18 protein-coding genes and 1 pseudogene are annotated in these 20,367 nt (G+C 64.0%); 8 read left to right on the top strand and 11 right to left on the bottom strand.

What is annotated here, in order from left to right; all coding sequences use genetic code 11:
• Nucleotides 1-80: 80 nt before the first annotated feature.
• Nucleotides 81-611, bottom strand: a complete 531-nt coding sequence (locus tag D6B98_RS15540; RefSeq protein WP_126257866.1) for a gamma carbonic anhydrase family protein — start codon at nucleotides 609-611, stop codon at nucleotides 81-83.
• Nucleotides 612-696: 85 nt separating this feature from the next.
• Nucleotides 697-1,026, bottom strand: coding sequence for a DUF6949 family protein (locus D6B98_RS15535; protein ID WP_126257865.1), 330 nt, complete (start codon nucleotides 1,024-1,026; stop codon nucleotides 697-699).
• 222 nt (nucleotides 1,027-1,248) lie between these two features.
• Here D6B98_RS15535 and D6B98_RS15530 point away from each other — a divergent pair, with 222 nt between their 5' ends.
• From D6B98_RS15530 to D6B98_RS15520, 3 genes are all read left to right on the top strand, one after another.
• Nucleotides 1,249-1,956: a hypothetical protein gene (locus D6B98_RS15530; protein WP_126257864.1), complete on the top strand. Its 708-nt coding sequence runs from the start codon at nucleotides 1,249-1,251 to the stop codon at nucleotides 1,954-1,956.
• Between the two features lie 315 nt (nucleotides 1,957-2,271).
• Complete coding sequence (locus tag D6B98_RS15525) at nucleotides 2,272-4,098, top strand: caspase family protein (protein ID WP_126257863.1); 1,827 nt, start codon at nucleotides 2,272-2,274, stop codon at nucleotides 4,096-4,098.
• Between the two features lie 117 nt (nucleotides 4,099-4,215).
• A complete protein-coding gene (locus D6B98_RS15520; protein ID WP_126257862.1) occupies nucleotides 4,216-6,033 on the top strand; it encodes a caspase family protein in 1,818 nt (605 codons plus the stop codon).
• A gap of 731 nt (nucleotides 6,034-6,764) precedes the next feature.
• On the opposite strand, the gene D6B98_RS15515 is transcribed toward D6B98_RS15520, so the two are convergent.
• Together D6B98_RS15515 and D6B98_RS15510 are read right to left on the bottom strand one after the other, a co-directional pair.
• Nucleotides 6,765-7,499, bottom strand: a complete 735-nt coding sequence (locus tag D6B98_RS15515) for a substrate-binding periplasmic protein (RefSeq protein ID WP_126257861.1) — start codon at nucleotides 7,497-7,499, stop codon at nucleotides 6,765-6,767.
• Between the two features lie 199 nt (nucleotides 7,500-7,698).
• Entirely contained in the window at nucleotides 7,699-8,553 is an 855-nt protein-coding gene (locus tag D6B98_RS15510; RefSeq protein WP_126257860.1) for an AraC family transcriptional regulator, read from the bottom strand.
• Between the two features lie 240 nt (nucleotides 8,554-8,793).
• Between D6B98_RS15510 and D6B98_RS15505 the strand changes: the two genes are divergently transcribed.
• From D6B98_RS15505 to D6B98_RS15495, 3 genes are read left to right on the top strand one after another with little or no spacing between them, the layout of a single operon-like run.
• On the top strand, nucleotides 8,794-10,920 hold the full coding sequence (locus tag D6B98_RS15505) for a molybdopterin-containing oxidoreductase family protein (protein ID WP_126257859.1): 2,127 nt from the start codon (nucleotides 8,794-8,796) through the stop codon (nucleotides 10,918-10,920).
• Between the two features lie 2 nt (nucleotides 10,921-10,922).
• On the top strand, nucleotides 10,923-11,228 hold the full coding sequence (locus D6B98_RS15500; protein ID WP_091889461.1) for a ferredoxin family protein: 306 nt from the start codon (nucleotides 10,923-10,925) through the stop codon (nucleotides 11,226-11,228).
• Nucleotides 11,225-12,541, top strand: a complete 1,317-nt coding sequence (locus tag D6B98_RS15495) for an FAD-dependent oxidoreductase (protein ID WP_126257858.1) — start codon at nucleotides 11,225-11,227, stop codon at nucleotides 12,539-12,541. The genes D6B98_RS15500 and D6B98_RS15495 overlap by 4 nt, the downstream gene beginning before the upstream one ends.
• Before the next feature lie 26 nt (nucleotides 12,542-12,567).
• Here the strand turns inward: D6B98_RS15495 and D6B98_RS15490 are convergent, their stop codons facing one another.
• Together D6B98_RS15490 and cysE are read right to left on the bottom strand one after the other, a co-directional pair.
• A complete protein-coding gene (locus tag D6B98_RS15490; protein ID WP_007602550.1) occupies nucleotides 12,568-12,786 on the bottom strand; it encodes a DUF3126 family protein in 219 nt (72 codons plus the stop codon).
• A 132-nt stretch (nucleotides 12,787-12,918) separates the two neighbouring features.
• Nucleotides 12,919-13,743, bottom strand: a complete 825-nt coding sequence (gene cysE / locus D6B98_RS15485; RefSeq protein ID WP_126257857.1) for a serine O-acetyltransferase — start codon at nucleotides 13,741-13,743, stop codon at nucleotides 12,919-12,921.
• Nucleotides 13,744-14,032: 289 nt separating this feature from the next.
• Between cysE and D6B98_RS15480 the strand changes: the two genes are divergently transcribed.
• Complete coding sequence (locus tag D6B98_RS15480; protein ID WP_164718638.1) at nucleotides 14,033-15,388, top strand: hypothetical protein; 1,356 nt, start codon at nucleotides 14,033-14,035, stop codon at nucleotides 15,386-15,388.
• A 482-nt stretch (nucleotides 15,389-15,870) separates the two neighbouring features.
• Here the strand turns inward: D6B98_RS15480 and D6B98_RS15470 are convergent, their stop codons facing one another.
• Both D6B98_RS15470 and D6B98_RS15465 read right to left on the bottom strand, forming a co-directional pair.
• Nucleotides 15,871-16,968 (bottom strand): helix-turn-helix transcriptional regulator, encoded by a 1,098-nt coding sequence (locus D6B98_RS15470; protein ID WP_126257856.1) that lies wholly within the window; start codon nucleotides 16,966-16,968, stop codon nucleotides 15,871-15,873.
• A gap of 244 nt (nucleotides 16,969-17,212) precedes the next feature.
• Nucleotides 17,213-17,626: a hypothetical protein gene (locus D6B98_RS15465; RefSeq protein WP_126257855.1), complete on the bottom strand. Its 414-nt coding sequence runs from the start codon at nucleotides 17,624-17,626 to the stop codon at nucleotides 17,213-17,215.
• 107 nt (nucleotides 17,627-17,733) lie between these two features.
• Between D6B98_RS15465 and D6B98_RS15460 the strand changes: the two genes are divergently transcribed.
• The gene (locus tag D6B98_RS15460) at nucleotides 17,734-18,669 is read left to right on the top strand and encodes a LysR family transcriptional regulator (protein ID WP_126257854.1); all 936 of its coding nucleotides are present in this window, start codon (nucleotides 17,734-17,736) and stop codon (nucleotides 18,667-18,669) included.
• Between the two features lie 6 nt (nucleotides 18,670-18,675).
• On the opposite strand, the pseudogene D6B98_RS40850 reads toward D6B98_RS15460, so the two are convergent.
• The 3 genes and pseudogenes from D6B98_RS40850 to D6B98_RS15445 form a co-directional block, all read right to left on the bottom strand.
• Nucleotides 18,676-18,830, bottom strand: a pseudogene (locus tag D6B98_RS40850) (alpha/beta fold hydrolase); the annotation flags it as partial.
• A 19-nt stretch (nucleotides 18,831-18,849) separates the two neighbouring features.
• Nucleotides 18,850-19,488 (bottom strand): cation efflux transmembrane domain-containing protein, encoded by a 639-nt coding sequence (locus D6B98_RS15450; RefSeq protein WP_126257853.1) that lies wholly within the window; start codon nucleotides 19,486-19,488, stop codon nucleotides 18,850-18,852.
• Between the two features lie 99 nt (nucleotides 19,489-19,587).
• A complete protein-coding gene (locus tag D6B98_RS15445) occupies nucleotides 19,588-20,343 on the bottom strand; it encodes an alpha/beta fold hydrolase (protein ID WP_126257852.1) in 756 nt (251 codons plus the stop codon).
• Nucleotides 20,344-20,367: the final 24 nt, after the last annotated feature.

Genomic DNA, 20,367 nt, shown 5'->3' with positions numbered 1-20,367 from the left:
ATAAGCGTGATCGCGCTAGCGGAGGATTAAAGTCCCAGCCTGTATTTTTACGGTGCGGAACCGTGCCGCGCGGGCTTCTCTTAACCGATCCGCTTCAGGCCTTTCGTGAAGCGCGGACCGTTGGCCACGTAGAATTTCGCCGCGCCGCCCATCTTCTGCACCTGGGCGTCGTCGAGCGTGCGGAGCACGCGGGCCGGCGCGCCGATGATCAGGGAGCGTTCGGGAAATTCCTTGCCCTCGGTGATGACCGAACCGGCACCCACGATGCTGTTCCGGCCGATCCTGGCGCCGTTCATCACGATCGAGCCCATGCCGATAAGCGCGCCCTCCTCGATGGTGCAGCCATGCAGGATGACGTTGTGGCCGACCGTGCAGTTCCGGCCGACGACGAGCGGAAAGCCGAGATCGGTGTGGCAGGTCGAGCCGTCCTGCACATTGGCGCCCTCGCCGATCTCGATCCACTCATTGTCGCCGCGCAGCACGGCGCCGAACCAGACGCTCGCGCCCGGTTTCAGGCGCACCCGGCCGATCACGGTCGCGGTCTCCGCGATGAAATAATTGCCGTCGGCGGGAAGATCGGGCGCCTGCCCGTCGAGCTCGTAGATCGCCATGAAGGTCTCCTGTCACGTCGACCTCAGCCATAGCGAAACGGCGGCGAAGAGGCAAAGGAACCGGCGCGGGCGATCCGGCCGGGCGTCAGCCCAGAACGCCGGCCGCGCGCAAGGTCATCAGGAAGAAGGTGCCGCTCATCATGCTCCAGAACCCGGCGATGAGGGTTGCCATCATCACGAACTCGGCGCGGCGGCTTTCCAGCCGCCGGCCGCGCAGCGTGTTGCGCATGATGATGAAGGGGGCGGCGAACACCAGGAACGGCACCGCCGCGAAGGTCTTCGGCGCCACGCCGTCCTGCAACAGGCCGAAGCCGGCGGGGCGCTGCGCCAGCGCCTGGTATCCGTTCACGAGCGCGCCCGCGAGCGCGAACCCAATGCAGATCGAGAAGAAAGTGTTGAGAGCTTCAGGTGTCATCGGAACGGTCCGCCCTTACGCAACGCCACCGCCTTCCTGTGACAAAGAGTGCCGGTTAACGCTACATTATCCTTAAGGGAAGGTTAACGCCGCCGCCTGTTCCGCGCAGGGCCGTCCCCGCCCCGCCGCAGCCGGGAACGCTGCGCGAAATCGCGGCCGCGTGGCATATTCGCCGCTGATTCGTCGGCCACCGGCCGACGTCCGGATCTCTTGCGCTAGCTCATGACGGTGTTTTCGGAAGCCCCCTTCAGGTCCCCCCGCACGCGCACCCGGGCGCATGTCGTCCCGATCGTGCTCGGCGGCATTGCCGCGGCCGGCGCGGTCGCGCTGGTCGCCTATTTGCTGTGGCCGACCTGGGGCCCGCGCGGCGCGAACGCCCCGGACAAGCTGCCGGTGAGCGTCGGCGGCACGCTGTTCAACCTGCCCGTGAACGCAATCCGCATGAAGATCCAGCGGCACTCCGGACCGCAGGAGCGCATCGATCTCGACTTCCTCTATCCCTCGCTGGAGCCGCCGGGCGCACCCAAGCACGTCACTGCCGACACGGTGGAAGCGGCGGTGCAATCGATCGACCGCATCTTCCTGTCGATCGCGGCCCATCACGATGCGCTCTCGCCCGAGCAGCGAACAGCAACGATCTATCCGCGTTACCTCGACAAGGCCGCCGCCCAGCCCGCGGACGGCCTCACCATGCGGATGTTCCGCAACGACACGCCTTACGGCAGCGAGGACCTCTATTCCGCGGCAAGCCCCGCACTCACTGCGCGCTGCACGCGCGATGGGGCCACGCCGGGCATGTGCCTGTCGGAGCGCCGCGTCGGCGGCGCCGACCTCACCTTCCGCTTTCCGCGCAGCTGGCTGTCGCAATGGCACGACGTGGCGGACGCGATGGACCGGTTGACCGTGCAGTTGCGCGGGCCGAAGGGGTGAGCGAGGCTCGCTGCTCTGCCGTGGGATCGGCTGGGCTGGTGCCCCCAAAACAAAAACTGCGAAAACAACCCCATGCACAGTAGCCAAGCATCGGCAGCATCTCGCATTTTCGTATTTTTCGAAATGCCGTTGACCCGTCGGGCAAATCAGGAGCGCAATGGGGTCAAAAGGAGGTCGACCTAACGCGGTTGCGCATCTTCCGCCGGGACCGGAATTGCCCGGATCGCCGCACCGATGTGTGACTGATATCACTGATCATAGATTGCACTTGGTCATTCTGCGAGTAATCTGACGCTATTGCATTCGGGGGCTGGAATGCGGCTTCGGCTGTTTGTTTTATTGATTGTTGCGAGTTGGTGCGGGACCGGCGCTGCGCTGGCCGAGAAGCGCGTCGCGCTCGTCATGGGCAACTCGGCCTACAAGAACGTGGCGAGGCTGGCGAACCCCGCGAACGATGCCGCGCTGGTCGGCGGCATGTTCAGGAAGGCCGGGTTCGATACGGTCGACATCAAGCTCGATCTCAACGTCGCCGAGATGCGCAAGACGCTGCGCGATTTTGGTGGCAAAGCCCGCGAGGCCGACGTTGCGGTGGTCTACTATGCCGGTCACGGCATCGAACTCGACGGGACCAACTACCTGATCCCAACCGATGCGACGCTCGAGACCGACAGCGACGTCCTCGACGAAACGATTGCGCTGGACCGCGCCATGTTCGCAGTCGAGCCCGCAAAGCAGCTCCGCCTGATCATCCTGGACGCCTGCCGCGACAATCCGTTCGCCAAGACGATGAAGCGCACGATGGCCTCGCGCGCCATCGGACGTGGCCTTGCCAAGGTCGAGCCGACCAGCCCGAACACGATGATCGCCTTCGCGGCCAAGGCGGGCTCCACCGCCTCGGACGGCGATAAGAACAGCCCGTTTGCCACAGCTCTGGTCGAACGCCTGCCCACGCCGGGGCTCGACCTGGGCAAGGCCTTTCGATTCGTTCGCGATGATGTGCTCAAGACCACCGGCAACAAGCAGGAGCCTTTCGTGTACGGCTCGCTCGGCGGTGACGACGTGGCCCTGGTTCCGGCCAAGCCGGTCGCGACCGGGCCGCAAGCGAATCCCCAAGATGCAGTTCGCCGCGATTACGAGCTGGCGCTGCAGGCTGGTGATCGCGACGCATGGGAAGCGTTCCTCCAGGCCTATCCCGAGGGTTTTTACGCGAACCTTGCGCGGGTGCAATTGAAGAAGATCGGGGCCGAAGATGCCCGCGCCCTCGCAGCAGAGAAAGCCAAGCAGGCTGAAGACGAGAAGGCGCGGCTCGTGACAGAGCGCGCCAAGAAGGCTGAGCAGGACAAGGCTGCAGCCGCCGCGAAGGCTGCCGAAGATGCCCGCATTGCGGCCGAGAGGGCCAAGCAGGTCGAGGAGGCCAAGGCGGCGGCCGCCGAGCAGCGCAGGAAGGATGCAGAAGCAGCCGTCGCCAAGGCGCTGGCCGACAAGCAGGCTGCCGAAAAGGCGCTGGCCGAGAAGATTGCAAACGACAAGGCAGCTGCCGATTTGGCGAAACAGGCGGCTGAGAAGGCCCAGCGTGACGGTGAGCAGAAGGTCGCGGCCGTGGCCCCGACCCAGTCGCCGCCCTCTCTCTCGCCGCAGGAGACCGCCAAACTGGTGCAGTCAGAACTGCGCCGCGTGGGCTGTCTCGCGAGCAATGCGGACGGTGACTGGAATGCGTCATCGCAGCGCTCGCTGGCCCTGTTCAACAAGCATGCCGGCACGAAGTTCGACGCCAAGCTCGCGAGCTTCGAGGCGCTCGATGCCATCAAGGCCAAGCCGGGGCGGGTCTGCCCGTTGGTGTGCGACCGCGGCTTCAGGGCCGATGGCGATAATTGCGTCAAGATCGCCTGCCGCGCCGGCTACCGCGTCAATGACGACAATGAATGCGAGAAGGTCCAGGACAAGAAGCCCGTGGCGACCCGAGATGACTCTAACCCGCGAGATGACGAGCGGAAGAAGACCGAAGCCGCGCCGTCGAAGCAGACGACAGGGCAAATATTCTGTAATAACCTTGGTTGTCGTCCAGTTCGGCCGGGCTGCCGACTTGAGAGACAGGGTGTTGGCGGCGTTACTGGCATCACTACGCACGAGATCTGCAACTGAGGACGAGTTCTCCATGGCTCGCATGGCCGCGGCGAAGCGTGATTGACGCCACTGATCGCAGCTTTGCATTCGGCCATTCCTGCGATTAATCTGACGCTATTGCATTCGGGGGCTGGAATGCGGCTTCGGCTGTTTGTTTTATTGATTGTTGCGAGCTGGTTCGGGACCGGCGCTGCGCTGGCCGAAAAGCGCGTCGCGCTCGTCATGGGCAACTCTGCCTACAAGAACGTGGCGAGGCTTGCGAACCCCGCGAACGATGCCGCGCTGGTCGGCGGCATGTTCAGGAAGGCCGGGTTCGATACGGTCGATATCAAGCTCGATCTCAACGTCGCCGAGATGCGCAGGGCGCTGCGCGATTTTGGTGGCAAAGCCCGCGAGGCCGACGTTGCGGTGGTCTACTATGCCGGTCACGGCATCGAGCTCGACGGGACCAACTACCTGATCCCAACCGACGCGACGCTCGAGACCGACAGCGACGTGCTCGACGAAACGATTGCGCTGGACCGCGCCCTGTTCGCGGCCGAACCTGCCAAGCAGCTGCGCCTGATCATCCTGGACGCCTGCCGCGACAATCCGTTCGCCAAGACGATGAAGCGCACGATGGCCTCGCGCGCCATCGGACGTGGCCTTGCCAAGGTCGAGCCGACCAGCCCGAACACGATGATCGCCTTTGCAGCGAAGGCGGGCTCCACCGCCTCGGACGGCGATGCCAGGAACAGCCCATTCGCCACCGCTCTGGTCGAACGCCTGCCGATGCCGGGCCTCGATCTGCGCAAAGCGTTCGGCTTCGTGCGCGACGACGTGCTCAAGACCACCGGCTACAGGCAGGAGCCCTATGTGTACGGTTCGCTCGGTGGCGATGACGTACCGCTGGTTGCAGCGAAGCCGGTCGTCGCGGGGCCGCAGGCCAACCCGGACGCCGAAATCCGACGCGACTACGAACTGGCGCTTCAGCTGGGTACGCGTGACGGATGGACGGCCTTCCTCAATCGCTTTCCGAGCGGCTTCTATTCGGATCTCGCCAAAGGCCAGCTGAACAAGATCGCGGCCGAGGCAACCCGCGCCGCCGCGGCGGAAAAGGCCAGGCAGGCCGAGGAGGAGAAGGCCCGGCTTGCATCCGAGCGGGCCAAGAAAGCCGAGCAGGAGAAGGCCGCGGCCGCCGCCAAGGCCGCTGAGGACGCCAAGGCCGCGGCGGAGAAGACCAAGCAGATCGAGGAGGCCAAGGCGGCCGCCGCCGAGCAACGCCGCAAGGAGGCCGAAGCGGCTGCTGCGAAGGCGCTGGCTGACAAACAGGCCGCCGAGAAGGCGCTAGCCGACAGGCTGGCAAATGACACCAAGCCGGCTGCCGAACAGCGAACCACGGAGAAGCAGCAGGTTACCGACACCACGAAGGTTGCGGCTGTCGCACCAACCTCAACACCGCCGAGCCTGTCGCCGCAAGAGACGGCAAAGCTGGTTCAGTCAGAGTTACGCCGCGTCGGCTGTCTGGCGGAAGCTGCCGACGGCGAATGGAATGCGTCATCGCAACGTTCGCTGACGCTGTTCAACAAATATGCGGGAACGACCTTCGACGCCAAGCTCGCGAGCTTCGAGGCCCTCGATGCCATCAAGGCCAAGCCGGGCCGGGTCTGCCCCCTCGTGTGCAATCGTGGCTTCAAAGCCGATGGCGATGCGTGCGTGAAGATCACATGCCGCGCTGGCCACCGTGTCAACGATGACAATGAATGCGAAAAGGTGCAAGACAAGAAGCCGGTTGCGACTCGCGAGGATACCAAGAAGCGGGACACGGAGCGGAAGCAGGTTGAAGCTGCACCCACGAAGCCGCAATCGGCAGGTCAGATGTATTGCGACACTCGGACTTGCCGTCCGGTTCAGAAGGGTTGTCGAATTGAAATCGTGAATGGCCAGTATTCACACCGCGAAGTCTGCAACTGAGGACGAGCTTGGAGGCCTGACAACCCACTGGCTCGCCGTTGTGATGATGGTCATGTGGATGAAGTTGCTCTCGGCTGTACCCTGATTACGCCGATTACTTGGATGATTTGGGCTGCAATGGGCGCACTTCGGTTTCTCAGTATGATCATTCTTTCGACCTGGCTCGGGACCGGTTCTGCGCTAGCCGAAAAGCGCGTCGCGCTCGTCTTGCAACTCGGCCTATAAGAACGTTCGGCTCGAGCTAAAGGGCTCACCAACGTCGAGGTCTGCAATTGAGAGCGAGTGAAGGCCATCGGCACCTAGCGGGTCGATAAGCTGACGATACGGTGCGAGCACAGGGAAGTGGGTGCGCCGCTTCGCCTGGAAGGCAGAGTTACGGGACTGCAAATCTAACGCGATCATTGCGAGCGCAGCGTCTTCCCGCCGATGCGACGCATCGTCCGGTTCGACGGTGCGCGGCTGAGCCGGGGCCTGCGTTGCAGAGATCCGCTGTGCGGCTTTGGGTCCCGGCTCTGCACTGCAACGCTAAGAGCGCTGCAGTGCGTCCGGGACACGAGAGAGCGCCGCGCGCGGCGAAGATTTCGCTTCGCTAGCAACGGCGGCGTGACACCAACTGCTCCTGATCGACGAGATCGTCTTCGAGGATCGCCATCTGGAGCTGGAACGAACGAACGACGTTCTTGTCGCGACGAACAGCACGCGGATGCTTCCTCCCAAGCCGCCGTGCAAGCTCACTGTCTCTTCAGCTCTTCCCGGACCTGCTGGCGAATGCGCTCCAGCAGGCCCTCCGCCTTCATCTGCCTCAGAACCACGGCCAAGCGCGTCCCCAGCTCTGCATGCCTTTTGTTCAAATAGGGGTAGAGCGGGATCGGATTTCCAAACGTCAACAGCGGACGGATCGAGGTGACATTCTTGAATTCGGCCCCGTAAAGCGCGTTATTTATGGAGACGTCGAGATCGCAATAGAAGTCGACCCGTCCAGCCAGCAGCATTCTTACTCCGATCTCCTCGGTCGAAATAGTCGACAGGCGCTCGGCCGGGACCAGCGGCGACAATGAACGCTGGCACAGCTCGACTCCGCGGCGATAGATGCCGCTCCAGTTCGTCGCCTCAAGATCCGCCAGGCGCTGCAAACTGAGCTCCGGCCTGCTGACCCAAAGTCCGAACACCACATCGTAGATCGGCTCTTCGACCCTCACCTGCTCGGGGTGCGAATCCGCGTAGGCAAATACGCACAGGAACTGACCGTCCACGGCGCCGGAATCCACCATCACGGTCCCGCGCTGCGCCGGCATGGTGATCACCTCGATCGGAATGCCGAGTCGTTTGAACGCCTCCTCATAGGTCTGTCGCTGCCATTTGCCCTCAAAAGTGCTCTCCGATTGGTCGGTCGCCATCACGAACGGACGTGTCGGCTGCGATCGAACGTGCGAGGGCAGCGCGGCGAACAAGGCGAAAAGGCCCACGAGGAGATAACGTCCGCCCTGATGGCTGCGACCGAAGGCAAGCCAGCATCGGATGCGGTGCTTTGCCCGAACCGCGTGTCGTGGTTGGGATCCTGCTGTCATTTTGCGGCGAGGACCTCGCGGATCTCTTGCGACAGGTCCGATTTTCGATACGGTTTCTCAGCCTGATCGACGATCGCCCCCCTCCCAGACGGCGGCCTCAGTCCCGAATCTTCTGCGCCCGATACAGGCTCGGCGTCGTCCCGACCGCCTTGCGGAAGGCGCGGTTGAAATTGGCCTGCGACGAAAATCCCGTGGCGTAAGCAATGTCGACCAGCGGACGATCGCTGGTCGACAAGAGGTTCCTGGCGAGGTCGAGGCGCTGCCGGCTGACATATTCGTGCGGCGCCGCGCCGGTCGCCGCCTTGAAGCTGCGGGAGAAATGCGCCGGGCTCATGCACGCCACCGACGCCAGATCCTTCACCGTGAAGTCTCGATCGACGGACGCCGCGATGAACTCCGTCACGCGCGACAGCCGCTTGGCATCGAGCGGTTTCTGGACGGCATGGGATTGCTTCAGACGGACCGAGGTGGCCGAATAGCTGTGCACCAGATGAGCCGACAGCGCCCGTCCCAGGCTCTCAATCAGGAGGCGGCCGGTCGAGGTCTCATGTTCGAGCTCGCCGAGGATCCGGTCCGCGACGTGCTCGATGAAGATGTCGTGGTCGATGCTCTCGTAGCGGATTGACATTCCGGACGGGTCGATGTCGAGATCCCTGAGCATGGTATCATCGAACGGCTCGCCCGGCAGGAAGACATGCAGGCATTCCTGCATCGGGTTCTCGACGCGGATGAAATCCTCGCGGATGCCGGCCGGACAGAGCCACACGGTGCCCCTCCTGGCAAAGGTGCGCTGACGCATGCCGGCGCCCTCGCGGTCGACCACCGAGTTGCCGCGCAGCAGGATCGCGATCTCGGTGTCGCGCGGCAATTGTGGCGGCAGATCACCCGGATCATGGCTCCACCGCTCCGCGAGCAGGTGCGACCAACGCCGCTCGTTGGATGTCTGAAGCATTCTGCCGGTAACATATTTATCGACAGAATTGCCGAGCATACCCATCGTGTCTCTCCGTCAGATAACGCGATGTGCAGGTAAAGGTAGTGCCGGTTCCAGCAATTAGCATGCCAGAGACCGGCCCGGGCGTCCACCGGCCGAGAGCAGGCTGGGACAACAACACCGCACATTTTGAGAAGCCAGGCCGGGCCCGACCACCGCATCCTTCGGATTGCCTCAAATCAGGAAGCGGAGAGTTCCATGGCAAGGACCACGGTCATTGGCGCGTGCCCCCACGATTGCCCGGACACCTGCTCGATTCTGACCACGGTCGAGGACGGCAAGGCCATCGCCGTCCGCGGCAATCCCGACCATCCGTTCACGCGCGGACGGCTTTGCGTCAAGGTCAACAACTACGAGGAGCGTGTCTACAGTGACAAGCGCGTGCTGTATCCGCTCAAACGCGTCGGACCGAAGGGCACCAGTCAATTCCAGCGGATCTCCTGGGAGGAAGCCCTGGCGACCATTGCCTCGCGCTGGACATCCGTCATTGCCGAGCACGGTGCGCAGGCAATCCTGCCCTACAGCTATCTGGGCACGCAGGGCGTCATCAACGGGCTGAACGTCGGCGATCCCCTCTTCAACAAGCTCGGCGCGACGGTTCTGGAGCGCACCTTCTGCGATTCCGGCTCTTGCACCGCGTACATGATGACGATCGGGCACACGCCGGGGGTCGATCCCGAGAGCTTCGTGCACTCGAAGTACATCATCCTGTGGGCCTGCAACACGCTGAGCACGAACTCGCATCACTGGCCGTTCATCGAGCAGGCGAAAAAGGCCGGTGCCAAGCTCGTGGTGATCGATCCCGTCCGCACCCGCACCGCGCGCCTCGCCGACTGGCATATTCCGATCCGTCCCGGCACCGATGCTGCGCTGGCGCTTGCGATGATCCACGTCATCATCAAGGAGAATCTGGTCGATCGCGACTATATCGACAAATACACCGTGGGTTACGCCGAGCTGGCCGAACGGGCGTCCAGCTACACACCCGAATTCGCCTCGCAGGAAACCGGCATTCCCGTCGACGACATCCTCAAGCTGGCGCGGGAATATGCGACGACACCTCCGGCCGTCGTCCGCATCGGCGTCGCGGTCGAGCGGCATGCCGGCGGCGGTCAGACCGTGCGCGCGATCGCCTGTCTTCCGGGACTGATCGGCGCCTGGAAGCACGTCGGCGGCGGGCTGCTCCAGCTCCCGATCTGGGCGTTCCCGGTCAGATGGGACGTGCTGATGCGTCCCGATCTCCAGCCGGAGAGGATGCGCGTGCTCAATTCCTGGCGCCTCGGAGCGGCGCTGACGGGCGAACTCGGCTTCGATCCGCCGATCAAGGCGCTGTTCGTCTACAACGCCAATCCAATGGCGATGGTGACCGAACAGGGCAAGCTCGAAAAGGGATTGGAACGCGAGGATCTCTTCACCGTGGTCAGCGAGCACTTCCTGACCGACACCGCCAAATACGCCGACATCGTTCTGCCCGCAACCACGCAGCTCGAGCAGAAGGACATCATGTTCTCCTGGGGGCATCTCTATCTGTCGTACAACAACCAGGCGATCGCGCCGCTCGGCGAAGCCGTGTCCAATACCGAGCTGTTCCGCCGGCTCGCGGGCGCGATGGGCATCACCGACCCCTCCTTCTTCCGGAGCGACGACGAGATCATCGAGGCCTCCCTCGACTGGAGCAGCCCGGTGCTCGCAGGCATCACGCTCGACGACGTCGAGGCCAAGGGCTATGCGCGCCTCAACATGCCCGCGCCGGCCGACTGGGCGCCGCACCGCGAGGGCAATTTTCCGACCGCATCGGGGAAGTGCGAGTTCAGCTCGACCATCGCCGCCGGCGGCAACTTCGTGGTGCCGCTGTTCCGCCAGGGCTACAATGGCGATCAGGACGCGACGCCGGTCGATCCTCTGCCCCACTACATCCCGCCGAACGAGAACCCGCGCACCGCGCCCATGCTCGCAACGCGCTATCCGCTCAGCCTGATCTCGCCGAAGAGCCACGCCTTCCTGAATTCGAACTACGGCAACCTGCCGGCGCAGACCGCGCAGGCGGGCGAGGAACAGGTGGTGCTCCTCAATCCGGACGATGCGGCACAGCGTGGCATCGTCGCGGGCGCGCCGATTCGCGTGTTCAACGACCGTGGCGCGTTCGAGGCCTTCGCGACCGTTTCGGCCGACGTCATGCCGGGTGTGGTGGTGGCCCCGTCGGGCTACTGGCAGCGGTCCAATCGCAGGGGCGCGACGGTTCACGTGCTGACGCCTCCCGCCTTCGCCGACCTCGGCCGTGCCCCGACATTCTCCGACATCCTCGTTCAGGTCAGCGGGGCCTGACGATGACATATGTGGTCACCGACAATTGCCGCGGCTGCCGGTACACCGAATGCGTCACCGTCTGTCCGGTGGAGTGTTTCCACGTCGACGACACCATGACCTACATCGATCCGGAAAACTGCATCGATTGCGGTGGCTGCGCGCCGGCTTGCCCGGTCGGCGCGATCGAGCCCGACTATCGCCTCGCCGCGGACAAGAAGTACTGGATCGACGTCAACCGCAAGCGCGCGACTGAAACTCCCGTCATCAGTGCGCGCCTGCCGGCGCTGCCGGGGGCCGATGAACGCAGGCAGGCGCTGGGCCGATGACGGCGTCCGCTGCAAACGAAAACCGGATCGCCGTCGTCGGTAGCGGACCGAGCGGCTTCTACACCACCGAGGCCCTGTTGCGCTCGGGCGTGCCCTTGACTGTCGACATGTTCGAACGGCTCCCGGTGCCGTACGGGCTGGTGCGGTTCGGCGTGGCTCCCGACCATCCGAAGCTCAAGCAGGTCACAACGGCGTTCGACCGGATCGCCGCAATGCCCGGGTTTCGCTTCATCGGCGGCGTGACCATCGGAGACGACGTAACGATCGACGAGTTGCGCGAGGCCTATGACGCCGTCGTGCTGGCGACGGGCGCGGAACTGAGCCGGGCGCTCGACATCCCCGGCGAAGCACTCCCGGGCAGCCACACGGCGGGCGATTTTGTCGCGTGGTACAACGGGCATCCGCAGTTTGCGGATCTGCGGTTCGATCTTCATCATGAGACCGCGATCGTCATCGGCCATGGCAACGTCGCTCTCGACGTGGCGCGCATCCTCGCCAAGACCGCGGACGAGCTGCGCCGGACCGACATCGCGCGTCACGCGCTCGACGTGCTGGCTGAGAGCCGGATCCGCGAAATCCACGTCGTCGGCCGCAGCGGACCGGCGCAGGCCAGGTTCACCGCAAAGGAATTGCGTGACTTTCTCGAACTCAACACATGCGACACATGCGTCGACATGCGCAACGTCAGCTCAGATGAGTTCGAGCCGCGATCTTCCGCCGATCCGGAGCTGACCGAAAAATTGTCGTTGCTGCGCGCGTTCTCGCAGGCCGCCGTGACGAAGCCGCGGCGCTGCGTTTTTCGATTTCGTCTGTCACCCGTCGCGCTCCGCGGACGAGACCGCCTGGAGGCCATCGCGTTCAAGCAGGAAGCGGGCGCTATCGAGGACATCGCATGCGGCCTCTCGCTCAGCAGCGTCGGCCGGAAGACCACGCCGGTGGCTGGGGTTCCCTATGACGTGCATCGCGGCGTGCATGCGAACGTCGACGGACGTGTCGCGGTCGATGGTTCGGTGATCGAGGGCCTCTATGTCTGCGGATGGAGCAAGCGCGGGCCGAACGGCACGATCGGCACCAATCGCGGCTGCGGGATTGCGACCGCAGAGGCCGTCCTGGCGGATATCACCCATCGACGGCCGCGCTCGGACACGCCTGACGCACTGCTGGCGCGCCTGACCGGCCGCGTCGCACGCATCGTGAGCTATCCGGATTGGCGCACGATCGACGCGGCCGAGAAGCGCAGGGGAGCCGTGCTGGGCAAGCCCCGGGAGAAGTTTGTCACGATTCCCGACATGCTCGCCGCAATGGATGCGTGACTCCGAGGCGCTGTTGGGCGCCTGCTCTACTCCTGATCGACGAGATCGTCCTCGAGGATCGCCATCTGGAACTGGAACGAGCGATCGTCGTCCTCGTCGTCGACGAACAGGACGCCGATGAATTCCTCGCCGATATAGACTTCGGCGGAATCGTCCTTCTTCGGCCGCGGCACGACGCGGATCTTGGGATTGCCGAATACGCGCTTCAGATACGCATCTAACTTTCTGACTTCTTTGACGTCCACGGCAAGTCTCCGATCGAAATTGGTCGGCGGGTTTTAGGACGAGACGCGACGAACCGCCAGCATGAATTGCCAAAGAATTTTGGGGATCGAAAGGGCCGGAAAATCCGGCCCTTGGCAACGTCAAGGGCCTTCTCAAATCCCCATGGCGTTGATCATCTGATCCATGGTGCGCGACGGCTCGGCGCAGCCGGCCTCCCCGACGATCTTGGCCGGCACGCCCGCGACCGTGACGTTGTGCGGCACCGGCTTGACCACGACCGAGCCCGCGGCGATGCGCGCGCAATGGCCGATCTCGATGTTGCCGAGGATTTTTGCGCCGGCGCCGATCAGGACGCCGTGGCGGATCTTGGGATGACGATCCTCGTTCTCCTTGCCGGTGCCGCCGAGCGTGACGCCGTGCAGGATCGAGACGTCGTCCTCGATCACCGCCGTCTCGCCGCAGACGAAGCCGGTGGCGTGGTCGAGGAAGATGCCGCGGCCGATGCGCGCGGCGGGATTGATGTCGGTCTGGAACACCGCGGAGGCGCGGCTCTGGAGATAATACGCGAAATCCTTGCGGCCCCTCAGATAGAGCCAGTGCGCCAGGCGATGGGTCTGGATCGCGTGAAAGCCCTTGAAGTAGAGCAAGGGGTCGATGAAGCGCGAGGTCGCGGGATCGCGGTCATAGACGGCGACGAGATCGGCGCGGAAGGCGTTGCCGAGATCGGGTTCGTCGCGCAGCGCCTCGCCATAGGCCTGGCGCACCAGCTCGCCCGACAATGCGGAATGATCGAGCCGTTCGGCGACGCGGTGAACCACCGAATCCTCCAGGCGGCTGTGATGCAGCACCGACGAATAGATGAAGGTCGCAAGCTCCGGCTCGCGACGGACGATATCCTCCGCTTCGCCCCGGATCCGGTCCCAGATCGGATCGAGCGATGCGAGCTTTCCTCCCGGATTGACCTGATGCACTGCCATGGATTTGCTCTTTGGATTTGCTCTTCGAGTGGGCTCGTTTGACCGGTTCTATAGCATAGTCTAGGCGGCAAAGTCCTGACCGGCTTGCCTGAGAGTGAACAGCACCTTGCCCCGCGAAAGCACACCAAGACCTTGAAACACAACGGTTTCTTTTGGCGCCCCGAAGCCGCAAGGTCGGCTCAAGGTGGTCAGAGTTTTGCCAAATTCAAGCCGGGCGGCGTCAAACTATTGGTGAATCCTCTCCGAGCCGCTATTGCGAGCATGGTCCGAAGCGAGGGCGGGAGCGGATTTGAGCATCACCACCGATCAATTGCGCGCGCGCGCCACGGGTTCGCTTTGGCTGCGGCTGGCGGCGGTGGCCCTGCCGCTCCTGATGATCGCGCCGGCGCTCTGGAACGGCTATCCGCTACTGCAATGGGATACCGGCGGCTATCTGGCACGCTGGTACGAGGGTTATCTCGTTCCAAGCCGCTCCACGGTGTTCGGGCTCTATCTGCATTATGGCGAGAGCTTCGGTTTCTGGATCAACCTCGCGGTCCAGTCGCTGGCGACGCTGTGGCTGCTGCAGCTCACCCTGCGCGTGCTCTCGATGATGCAGACCTTCCGCTTCGTCGCGATCAGCCTCGGCCTGATCGTTTCGACCGCGCTGCCCTGGCTTGCGAGCATGCTGCTCACCGACATCTTCGCCGGGCTCTCGATCCTGTCGCTGTTCCTGCTGGTGGTCGGCGCAGGCCGCACCTCGACGCTCGAGAAGATCTCGCTGTTCGTCTTCACCGCCTTTGCCGCGGCAACCCACAGCGCCACGCTGGGCGTGCTGCTCGGCCTTTGCGCCATCGGCTGGATCGCACGGCCGTTTCTGAGGCAGCGCCTTCCGCTGGCCGGATTCGCGCAGGCGAGCCTCACCATCGTGGCGGGCGGCCTGATGCTGGTCTCGGCGAATTACGCGCTGTCCGGCAAGCTGGCCTGGACGCCCGGCGGTTACGGCGTCGCCTTCGGCCGCATGATGCAGGACGGCATCGTCGCGCGTTACCTTAGCGATCATTGCCCGCGCGAACGCTACAAGCTCTGCCCCTATCGCAACGAGCTGCCGGCAACCGCCGACGAGTTCCTGTGGGGCAATAGCATGTTCAACACGCTCGGCCGCTTCGAAGGCATGAACGATGAGATGGGTTACATCGTCGTGCAGTCGATCAAGGATTATCCGGCCTGGCAGGCCGGCGCGGCGCTGCGCGCCATGGGCCAGCAATTGCTGCATGTCGCGACCGGCGAAGGCACCAATGGCTGGATCCCGCACACCCGCGGCATCATCGAGCGCTACATCCCCGCGCAGGCCGCGCCGATGCGCGCGGCGCGGCAGCAGAACTGGCAGCTCGACTTCACCGCGATCAACTGGCTGCACGTGCCGGTGGCGCTGGCATCGATGCTGGCGCTGCTCGCACTGCTCGGCCACGCACTCGCAAGCCGCCGACTGGACGATTTGACATTGCTGGCGGCGACCGTGACGCTGGCGCTGCTCGGCAACGCCTTCATCTGCGCCGTGATCTCGGGCCCGCACGACCGCTACGGCGCGCGGATGGTGTGGGTTGCGACCTTCGTGGTGCTGATGGCCGTAACGCGTCGCTTTGGCGACGACATCAAAGCGTGAGGGAATTGGAGTGAAGCGTCGTCGCGGTTGGTTTCATCCGCGCAGCGATCGCGTTCCTCGAAACGGAACAGCCAGCCAAGCCCAGGCGCAACCTCAATAATAGCCTCGCTATACGGGAAGCCGCGACCGATAGACCGTGGTTAGAAGCAGCATGAAAAGCGCTCTTTCAGCCTGGTACTTCGCGGCAGGACGACTTGATTCCCGCCCCTGCGCCGCGACCGCTCCCTGGCTGGTGCAGACGCTCCAGGCCCATCGTCCTCGCCTGCGCTGCACCAGGACCACCTCGAATATCGGAAACTCCGGTCTGACCATTGCTGCCGCTTCTCGCCCAATATCCAACTAAACAAACTTGAACCCGGAGGATTGACTTGTGTCTTCACCCATTTGGGTGAAGAGGGAGTTTGCGCCTACCGGGACAAAGTGTCTGATCCAGACCGTCGCGTGTAAGACCAGGCCGGGCGATGTCCGCCGATGGAAACAGTCTAGCCGCCGCGCAATGCCTTGCCGGCGAGCAAGCTGACGAGCTCCTGTTGGCGGGACAGGCCGGTCTTTGAAAGCACGGCTTTGAGCTGCGAGCGAACTGTCTCTCGCGCAACGCCGATTGTTGCTGCGAGTGCATCGATCGATTCGGCCTGTGCAACGCCACGTGCGACCTGGGCCTCTGCCGGCGTCAGGTCGAAAAGCCCTTGCAGGACTTCCGCACTCGGTACAGCGCCGCGATCGACCGGGGTCACGACGAGCATGAAGGTGGCCCGCGTGAAGATATCGCGTGCCAATCCGCGCACCGGGATCACATGCAGGACCATCGGTACGCGATCCATCGCCGCTGCGATGGCAACGGACTTAACTACCCGATTGTTGCCAAGCAACGGCGTCCCCACTGCTGCCAGGAACAACTCGTCCGCGGCAGCATCGGTCAAAGTCAGCCGCTCGGCGCGGTCGTGGAACAGCGACGGCATCAGCGCTTCGAACAAGCCGTTTGCCGCGAGCAATCTGCCGCGTTCGCGCAATATCGCTCCGGGCAACCCGATCGCCTGCAACGCATCGGCTTGCGCGCGCGCGTGCTCGAAACCAAGCCGGCTTGCGGTCAGGGACGCCCGAGCCAGATGCGGCCTCAAGTCATCGAGGAACGAGACGACGTCGCGCGGCACCGGTCCATTGTCCTGGTGTCGCGGCATGACGATCGCGATCGAATCGCCACTCGGTATCGGGATGATTGTCCCGGCCCTGTAGCCGATCCCGTGCCTGCGGTAGAAATTGCAGTAGACTTCATTGGTCGCAATCTCCTCGTCCGACAGGAGGTCTCCATCATTGAGGAAGCCGGCGTAATTGAGAGCGGCGGCACGCGGCAGCAACGGATCGCGCTCACTCCATCCCTCCTTCAGGAAAAGGGGCATGGTCTGGTTGAAATTATTGGAGTTGACCGCACTGATATAGCCGTCGCGTACTGCGAAAAGCAGGCCGCCATTCCCGCCGATAGCGATACCGATTTCACTGAGGACCTCGGGCCACAATGACGGTATCAGCCCGGCCTCGTAGATGCGATCAATCAGACGATCGAGATGCCCAGATCCACTCATGTGCAGTGCGAAGGAGCCAATGGCGCAATTATAGCTGGATGACCAAGGGACGCAATCAGCCCCGTGGAAATACGGTGACAGTGCACTAATCTCCGCACGGCGCGGCTATCGGAGCGCTGATCAGCGCCAACTTTGTGCACGGTCACCGCAATGGAGCATGCCAGCAGGTGCTCGAAGACAGATCCCGGATCACTGAAGCTGAAGCTCCCTTAAGGCGAATGCGCAGGCCCTCGCCTCAATGCGTTCACATCGCCTTGGCGAGCGCGAACAGCCGGAAATCCTCGAGCGCCGCGTGCCGGTGCGGGGCGACTTCGCGCCGGTAGGTCTCGGTGTCGACGATCGAGCGGAAGGTGGCGAAATCGCCGTATTCATTGATCGCCGCTTCGTCCCAGCGTTCGCCTGGCGAGCCGACGAGGCTCGTCAAGACGGGGCCAGAGAACATCCGCGCAAGCGGCTTACCGGCCGCGAGACGCCGGAATGCGGGCCTGTAGCGTTCATCGAAGGCTTCGCGGCCCGTACAGGGCGCGGCGTCGAACCCGTCCTCGTAACGCGCCTGCGCGCGGTAGCGTAGCAGATTGAGCATATAAACCGGCTGGCCGGCTGGAATCGCCCGCTCGGCGGCGTCGAGGGCTTGCAGAGTGATTTCGATAGGGTTCATGGGACTTCCCGCGTTTCCAGCGCCGCAGAATGCGCGCCGACGCTCCCTAGCTAGCCGTTCGGGGGCGGCTCTTGTAGTGACTGAACAGCCATGATTATGTGGACACCATGTCCACAACGGCTTTGCCTCCCGATCTCTCGCGTCTCCTCGCCTTCGTCCGCGTCGTCGAGGCGGGCTCCTTCGCCGAAGCCGCTCGCCGGGCGGGGACGACCACCTCGGCGATGTCCAAGGCGATCGCCCGCTTCGAGAAGGCTCACGGGTTGCGGCTGTTGCATCGCTCCACCCATTCGTTGGCGCTGACCGCAGAGGGCGACAGGCTGATGACGGCGGGACGCGCATTGGCCGAAAGTCTCGCCCGTGTCCAATCCGCGCTCGGCGAAGTCGCGCGCGACGATGGCGGACGGGTGCGCGTGACCGCCCCCGCCTCGTTCGCGCGCGCCTGCATCCTGCCGCGACTGCCCGCGTTCCTGCGGGAACGGCCGGAAATCGAGATCGAGGTCAAATTCCGCAACGAGATTCTCGATCTCGCGGCGGAAGGCGTCGACGTCGCGATCCGCTCAGGGCCGCTCGACCGCGCGCCCGGCCATCAGGCGCGGCGGCTTTGCACGTTCTCCTGGATCGCCTGCGCCTCGCCCGCCTATCTGAACGCGCGCGGCGCGCCGGCCACGCCCTACGAGCTTTCCGCGCACGACCATGTCGGCTTCCGGAATCCCGCGAGCGGTCAGATCCTGACCTGGCGCTTCGCCGACCCCCGCGGCAAAGGACCCATTCGCGTCACGCCCAAGCCCAAGCACATTTGCGACGACGCGCATGCTTCGCTCGCTCTGATGGCGAATGGGTTTGGAATCGGTTGGGGGCCGGCGTGGCTCGTCAACGAAGACCTTCGCACCGGACGGCTGGTCGAAGTGCTGGCGCCCTGGCGCGCGCCTGGAGAACCCCTGTGGATGCTGCGCACCTCGGGCCGCCGCCCGCCCCTGCGGACACAGCGCGTCATGTCATTCCTCAACACGCTTCCCGCCGCGTTCAGCGACAAGGCAGCGTGAAGCGACTCAGCCGCGGCGGGAGAGGAAATCGAACACGCCGTCTTGTAGACCTTGCCGCCAACCGCGCGCATGTGGTCGCGGTTGGGAATGTCGAGCACCTCGGAGCCAGGGATGATCGCACCCAGTGCGCTGGCGGAGCCGGCGACATCGTCGGTCGAGCCGTTTCTTATGCACTGGAGGCTACTCGGCGGGTGCACTCAACGGTCGGCGCATCTCTTGCAGCGACTGACGGAGAATTTGCATCGCTGAGGAAAGGAACAGACCCGCCATCAGCGCCGCGACAATCAGGTCAGGCCATTTCGAGGCCGTGAGCCAAACGGCTCCCGCCGCGATCATAACGGCGACGTTGCCGATGGCATCGTTCCGCGAGCACAGCCAGACCGACCTTACGTTGGCGTCACCGTCCTTGTACTTCATGAGCAGAAGGACGCTCGTGACGTTTGCCGCCAACGCCAGGAAGCCTACGGCACCCATGATCTCCGCTTGCGGAATGCCAAGGATCAGCACGTGATAGGCCGTCGATCCGAACACCCACAAGCCCATCAGGAACAGAGATAGTCCCTTGAACAAGGCTGCCTTGGCGCGGGTGATCGCCGACGTGCCGATCGCGGCAAGGGTGATGCCGTAGGTCAGAGCGTCGCCTAAGAAATCCAGCGCGTCCGCTTGCAGCGCCTTCGAGCCAGCCAGATGGCCACCGCCGGTTTCAACGATGAACATCCCGGCATTTATCCCGATGACCAACCAGAGCCGTCGCCTGTAGTCCGCGGAAAGACCTTCGAACCTTGCTTCACTGCCGCAGCAACCACCGCAACCAGACATATGGCGCCTCCGCTTCGGGTGAATATGGGAGAATTTGCGGGAACGCGCAATATTTCAGGGTCATTGGACAACAACCTCATCGCCTCAGACCGCATGGCCTCAGCCGCGGCGTGACAGGAAATCGAGCACGCCGTTCTTGTACACCTTGTCGCCGACCGCGCGCATGTGGTCGCGGTTGGGAATGTCGAGCACTTCCGAGCCGGGGATGATCGCGCCGAGCGCGCTGGCGGAGCCGGCGACGTCGTCGGTCGAGCCGACCGCGATCAGCACCGGTACGTCGATGCGCGCGGCTTCATCCCTGGTCATGAGGTCGCGCGTGCCGCGCAGGCACGCGGCGAGCGCACGATGATCGGAGCGGGTCTGGTCGGCGAAGGCACGGAAGGTGCGCCCCACGGGATCGGTGACCTCGTCCAGCGAGGGCGCCTCGAGCGCTTTCGCCACGTTCTCGCCGGGCCCGGTGCCCTCGATCAGGCCGCCGATGCCGATGCCGCCGAGGATCGCCGAGCGCAGGCGCTGCGGCTCGTTGAGGGACAGCCACGCCGCCATCCGCCCGCCCATCGAATAGCCCATGATATCGGCCTGCGGGATGGCGAGATGATCCATCAGCGCGAGCACGTCGCCGGCCATCACCGGAATCGAATATTGCGCGGGCTCGTACAGCTTGGCGCTGTCGCCGTGGCCGCGATTGTCGAGCGCGATGACGCGGCGGCCGTTCTTGCGCAGCTCCGAGACCCAGGTCGGATAGACCCAGTTCACGTTCTTGCTGGAGGCAAAGCCGTGCACCAGGATGATCGGATCGCCCTCGCCTTCGTCGAGATAGGCAATTTCAACGGCGCCGTTTTGAAAGCTCGGCATCATCAGTTCCGTGAGGTCTTGAGG

This window comes from Bradyrhizobium sp. LVM 105, assembly GCF_003957705.1.
Taxonomy (GTDB): Bacteria; Pseudomonadota; Alphaproteobacteria; order Rhizobiales; family Xanthobacteraceae; genus Bradyrhizobium; species Bradyrhizobium frederickii.
This window is presented reverse-complemented; position numbering and strand designations above follow the sequence as displayed.

What these genes read in the sequence shown, in the direction of transcription:
- D6B98_RS15540 (WP_126257866.1), bottom strand. Translation starts at nt 611, where the DNA reads ATGGCGATCTACGAGCTCGACGGGCAGGCGCCCGATCTTCCCGCCGAC.
- D6B98_RS15535 (WP_126257865.1), bottom strand. Translation starts at nt 1,026, where the DNA reads ATGACACCTGAAGCTCTCAACACTTTCTTCTCGATCTGCATTGGGTTC.
- D6B98_RS15530 (WP_126257864.1), top strand. Translation starts at nt 1,249, where the DNA reads ATGACGGTGTTTTCGGAAGCCCCCTTCAGGTCCCCCCGCACGCGCACC.
- D6B98_RS15525 (WP_126257863.1), top strand. Translation starts at nt 2,272, where the DNA reads ATGCGGCTTCGGCTGTTTGTTTTATTGATTGTTGCGAGTTGGTGCGGG.
- D6B98_RS15520 (WP_126257862.1), top strand. Translation starts at nt 4,216, where the DNA reads ATGCGGCTTCGGCTGTTTGTTTTATTGATTGTTGCGAGCTGGTTCGGG.
- D6B98_RS15510 (WP_126257860.1), bottom strand. Translation starts at nt 8,553, where the DNA reads ATGCTTCAGACATCCAACGAGCGGCGTTGGTCGCACCTGCTCGCGGAG.
- D6B98_RS15505 (WP_126257859.1), top strand. Translation starts at nt 8,794, where the DNA reads ATGGCAAGGACCACGGTCATTGGCGCGTGCCCCCACGATTGCCCGGAC.
- D6B98_RS15500 (WP_091889461.1), top strand. Translation starts at nt 10,923, where the DNA reads ATGACATATGTGGTCACCGACAATTGCCGCGGCTGCCGGTACACCGAA.
- D6B98_RS15495 (WP_126257858.1), top strand. Translation starts at nt 11,225, where the DNA reads ATGACGGCGTCCGCTGCAAACGAAAACCGGATCGCCGTCGTCGGTAGC.
- cysE (WP_126257857.1), bottom strand. Translation starts at nt 13,743, where the DNA reads ATGGCAGTGCATCAGGTCAATCCGGGAGGAAAGCTCGCATCGCTCGAT.
- D6B98_RS15470 (WP_126257856.1), bottom strand. Translation starts at nt 16,968, where the DNA reads ATGAGTGGATCTGGGCATCTCGATCGTCTGATTGATCGCATCTACGAG.
- D6B98_RS15465 (WP_126257855.1), bottom strand. Translation starts at nt 17,626, where the DNA reads ATGAACCCTATCGAAATCACTCTGCAAGCCCTCGACGCCGCCGAGCGG.
- D6B98_RS15460 (WP_126257854.1), top strand. Translation starts at nt 17,734, where the DNA reads ATGTCCACAACGGCTTTGCCTCCCGATCTCTCGCGTCTCCTCGCCTTC.
- D6B98_RS15450 (WP_126257853.1), bottom strand. Translation starts at nt 19,488, where the DNA reads ATGTCTGGTTGCGGTGGTTGCTGCGGCAGTGAAGCAAGGTTCGAAGGT.
- D6B98_RS15445 (WP_126257852.1), bottom strand. Translation starts at nt 20,343, where the DNA reads ATGCCGAGCTTTCAAAACGGCGCCGTTGAAATTGCCTATCTCGACGAA.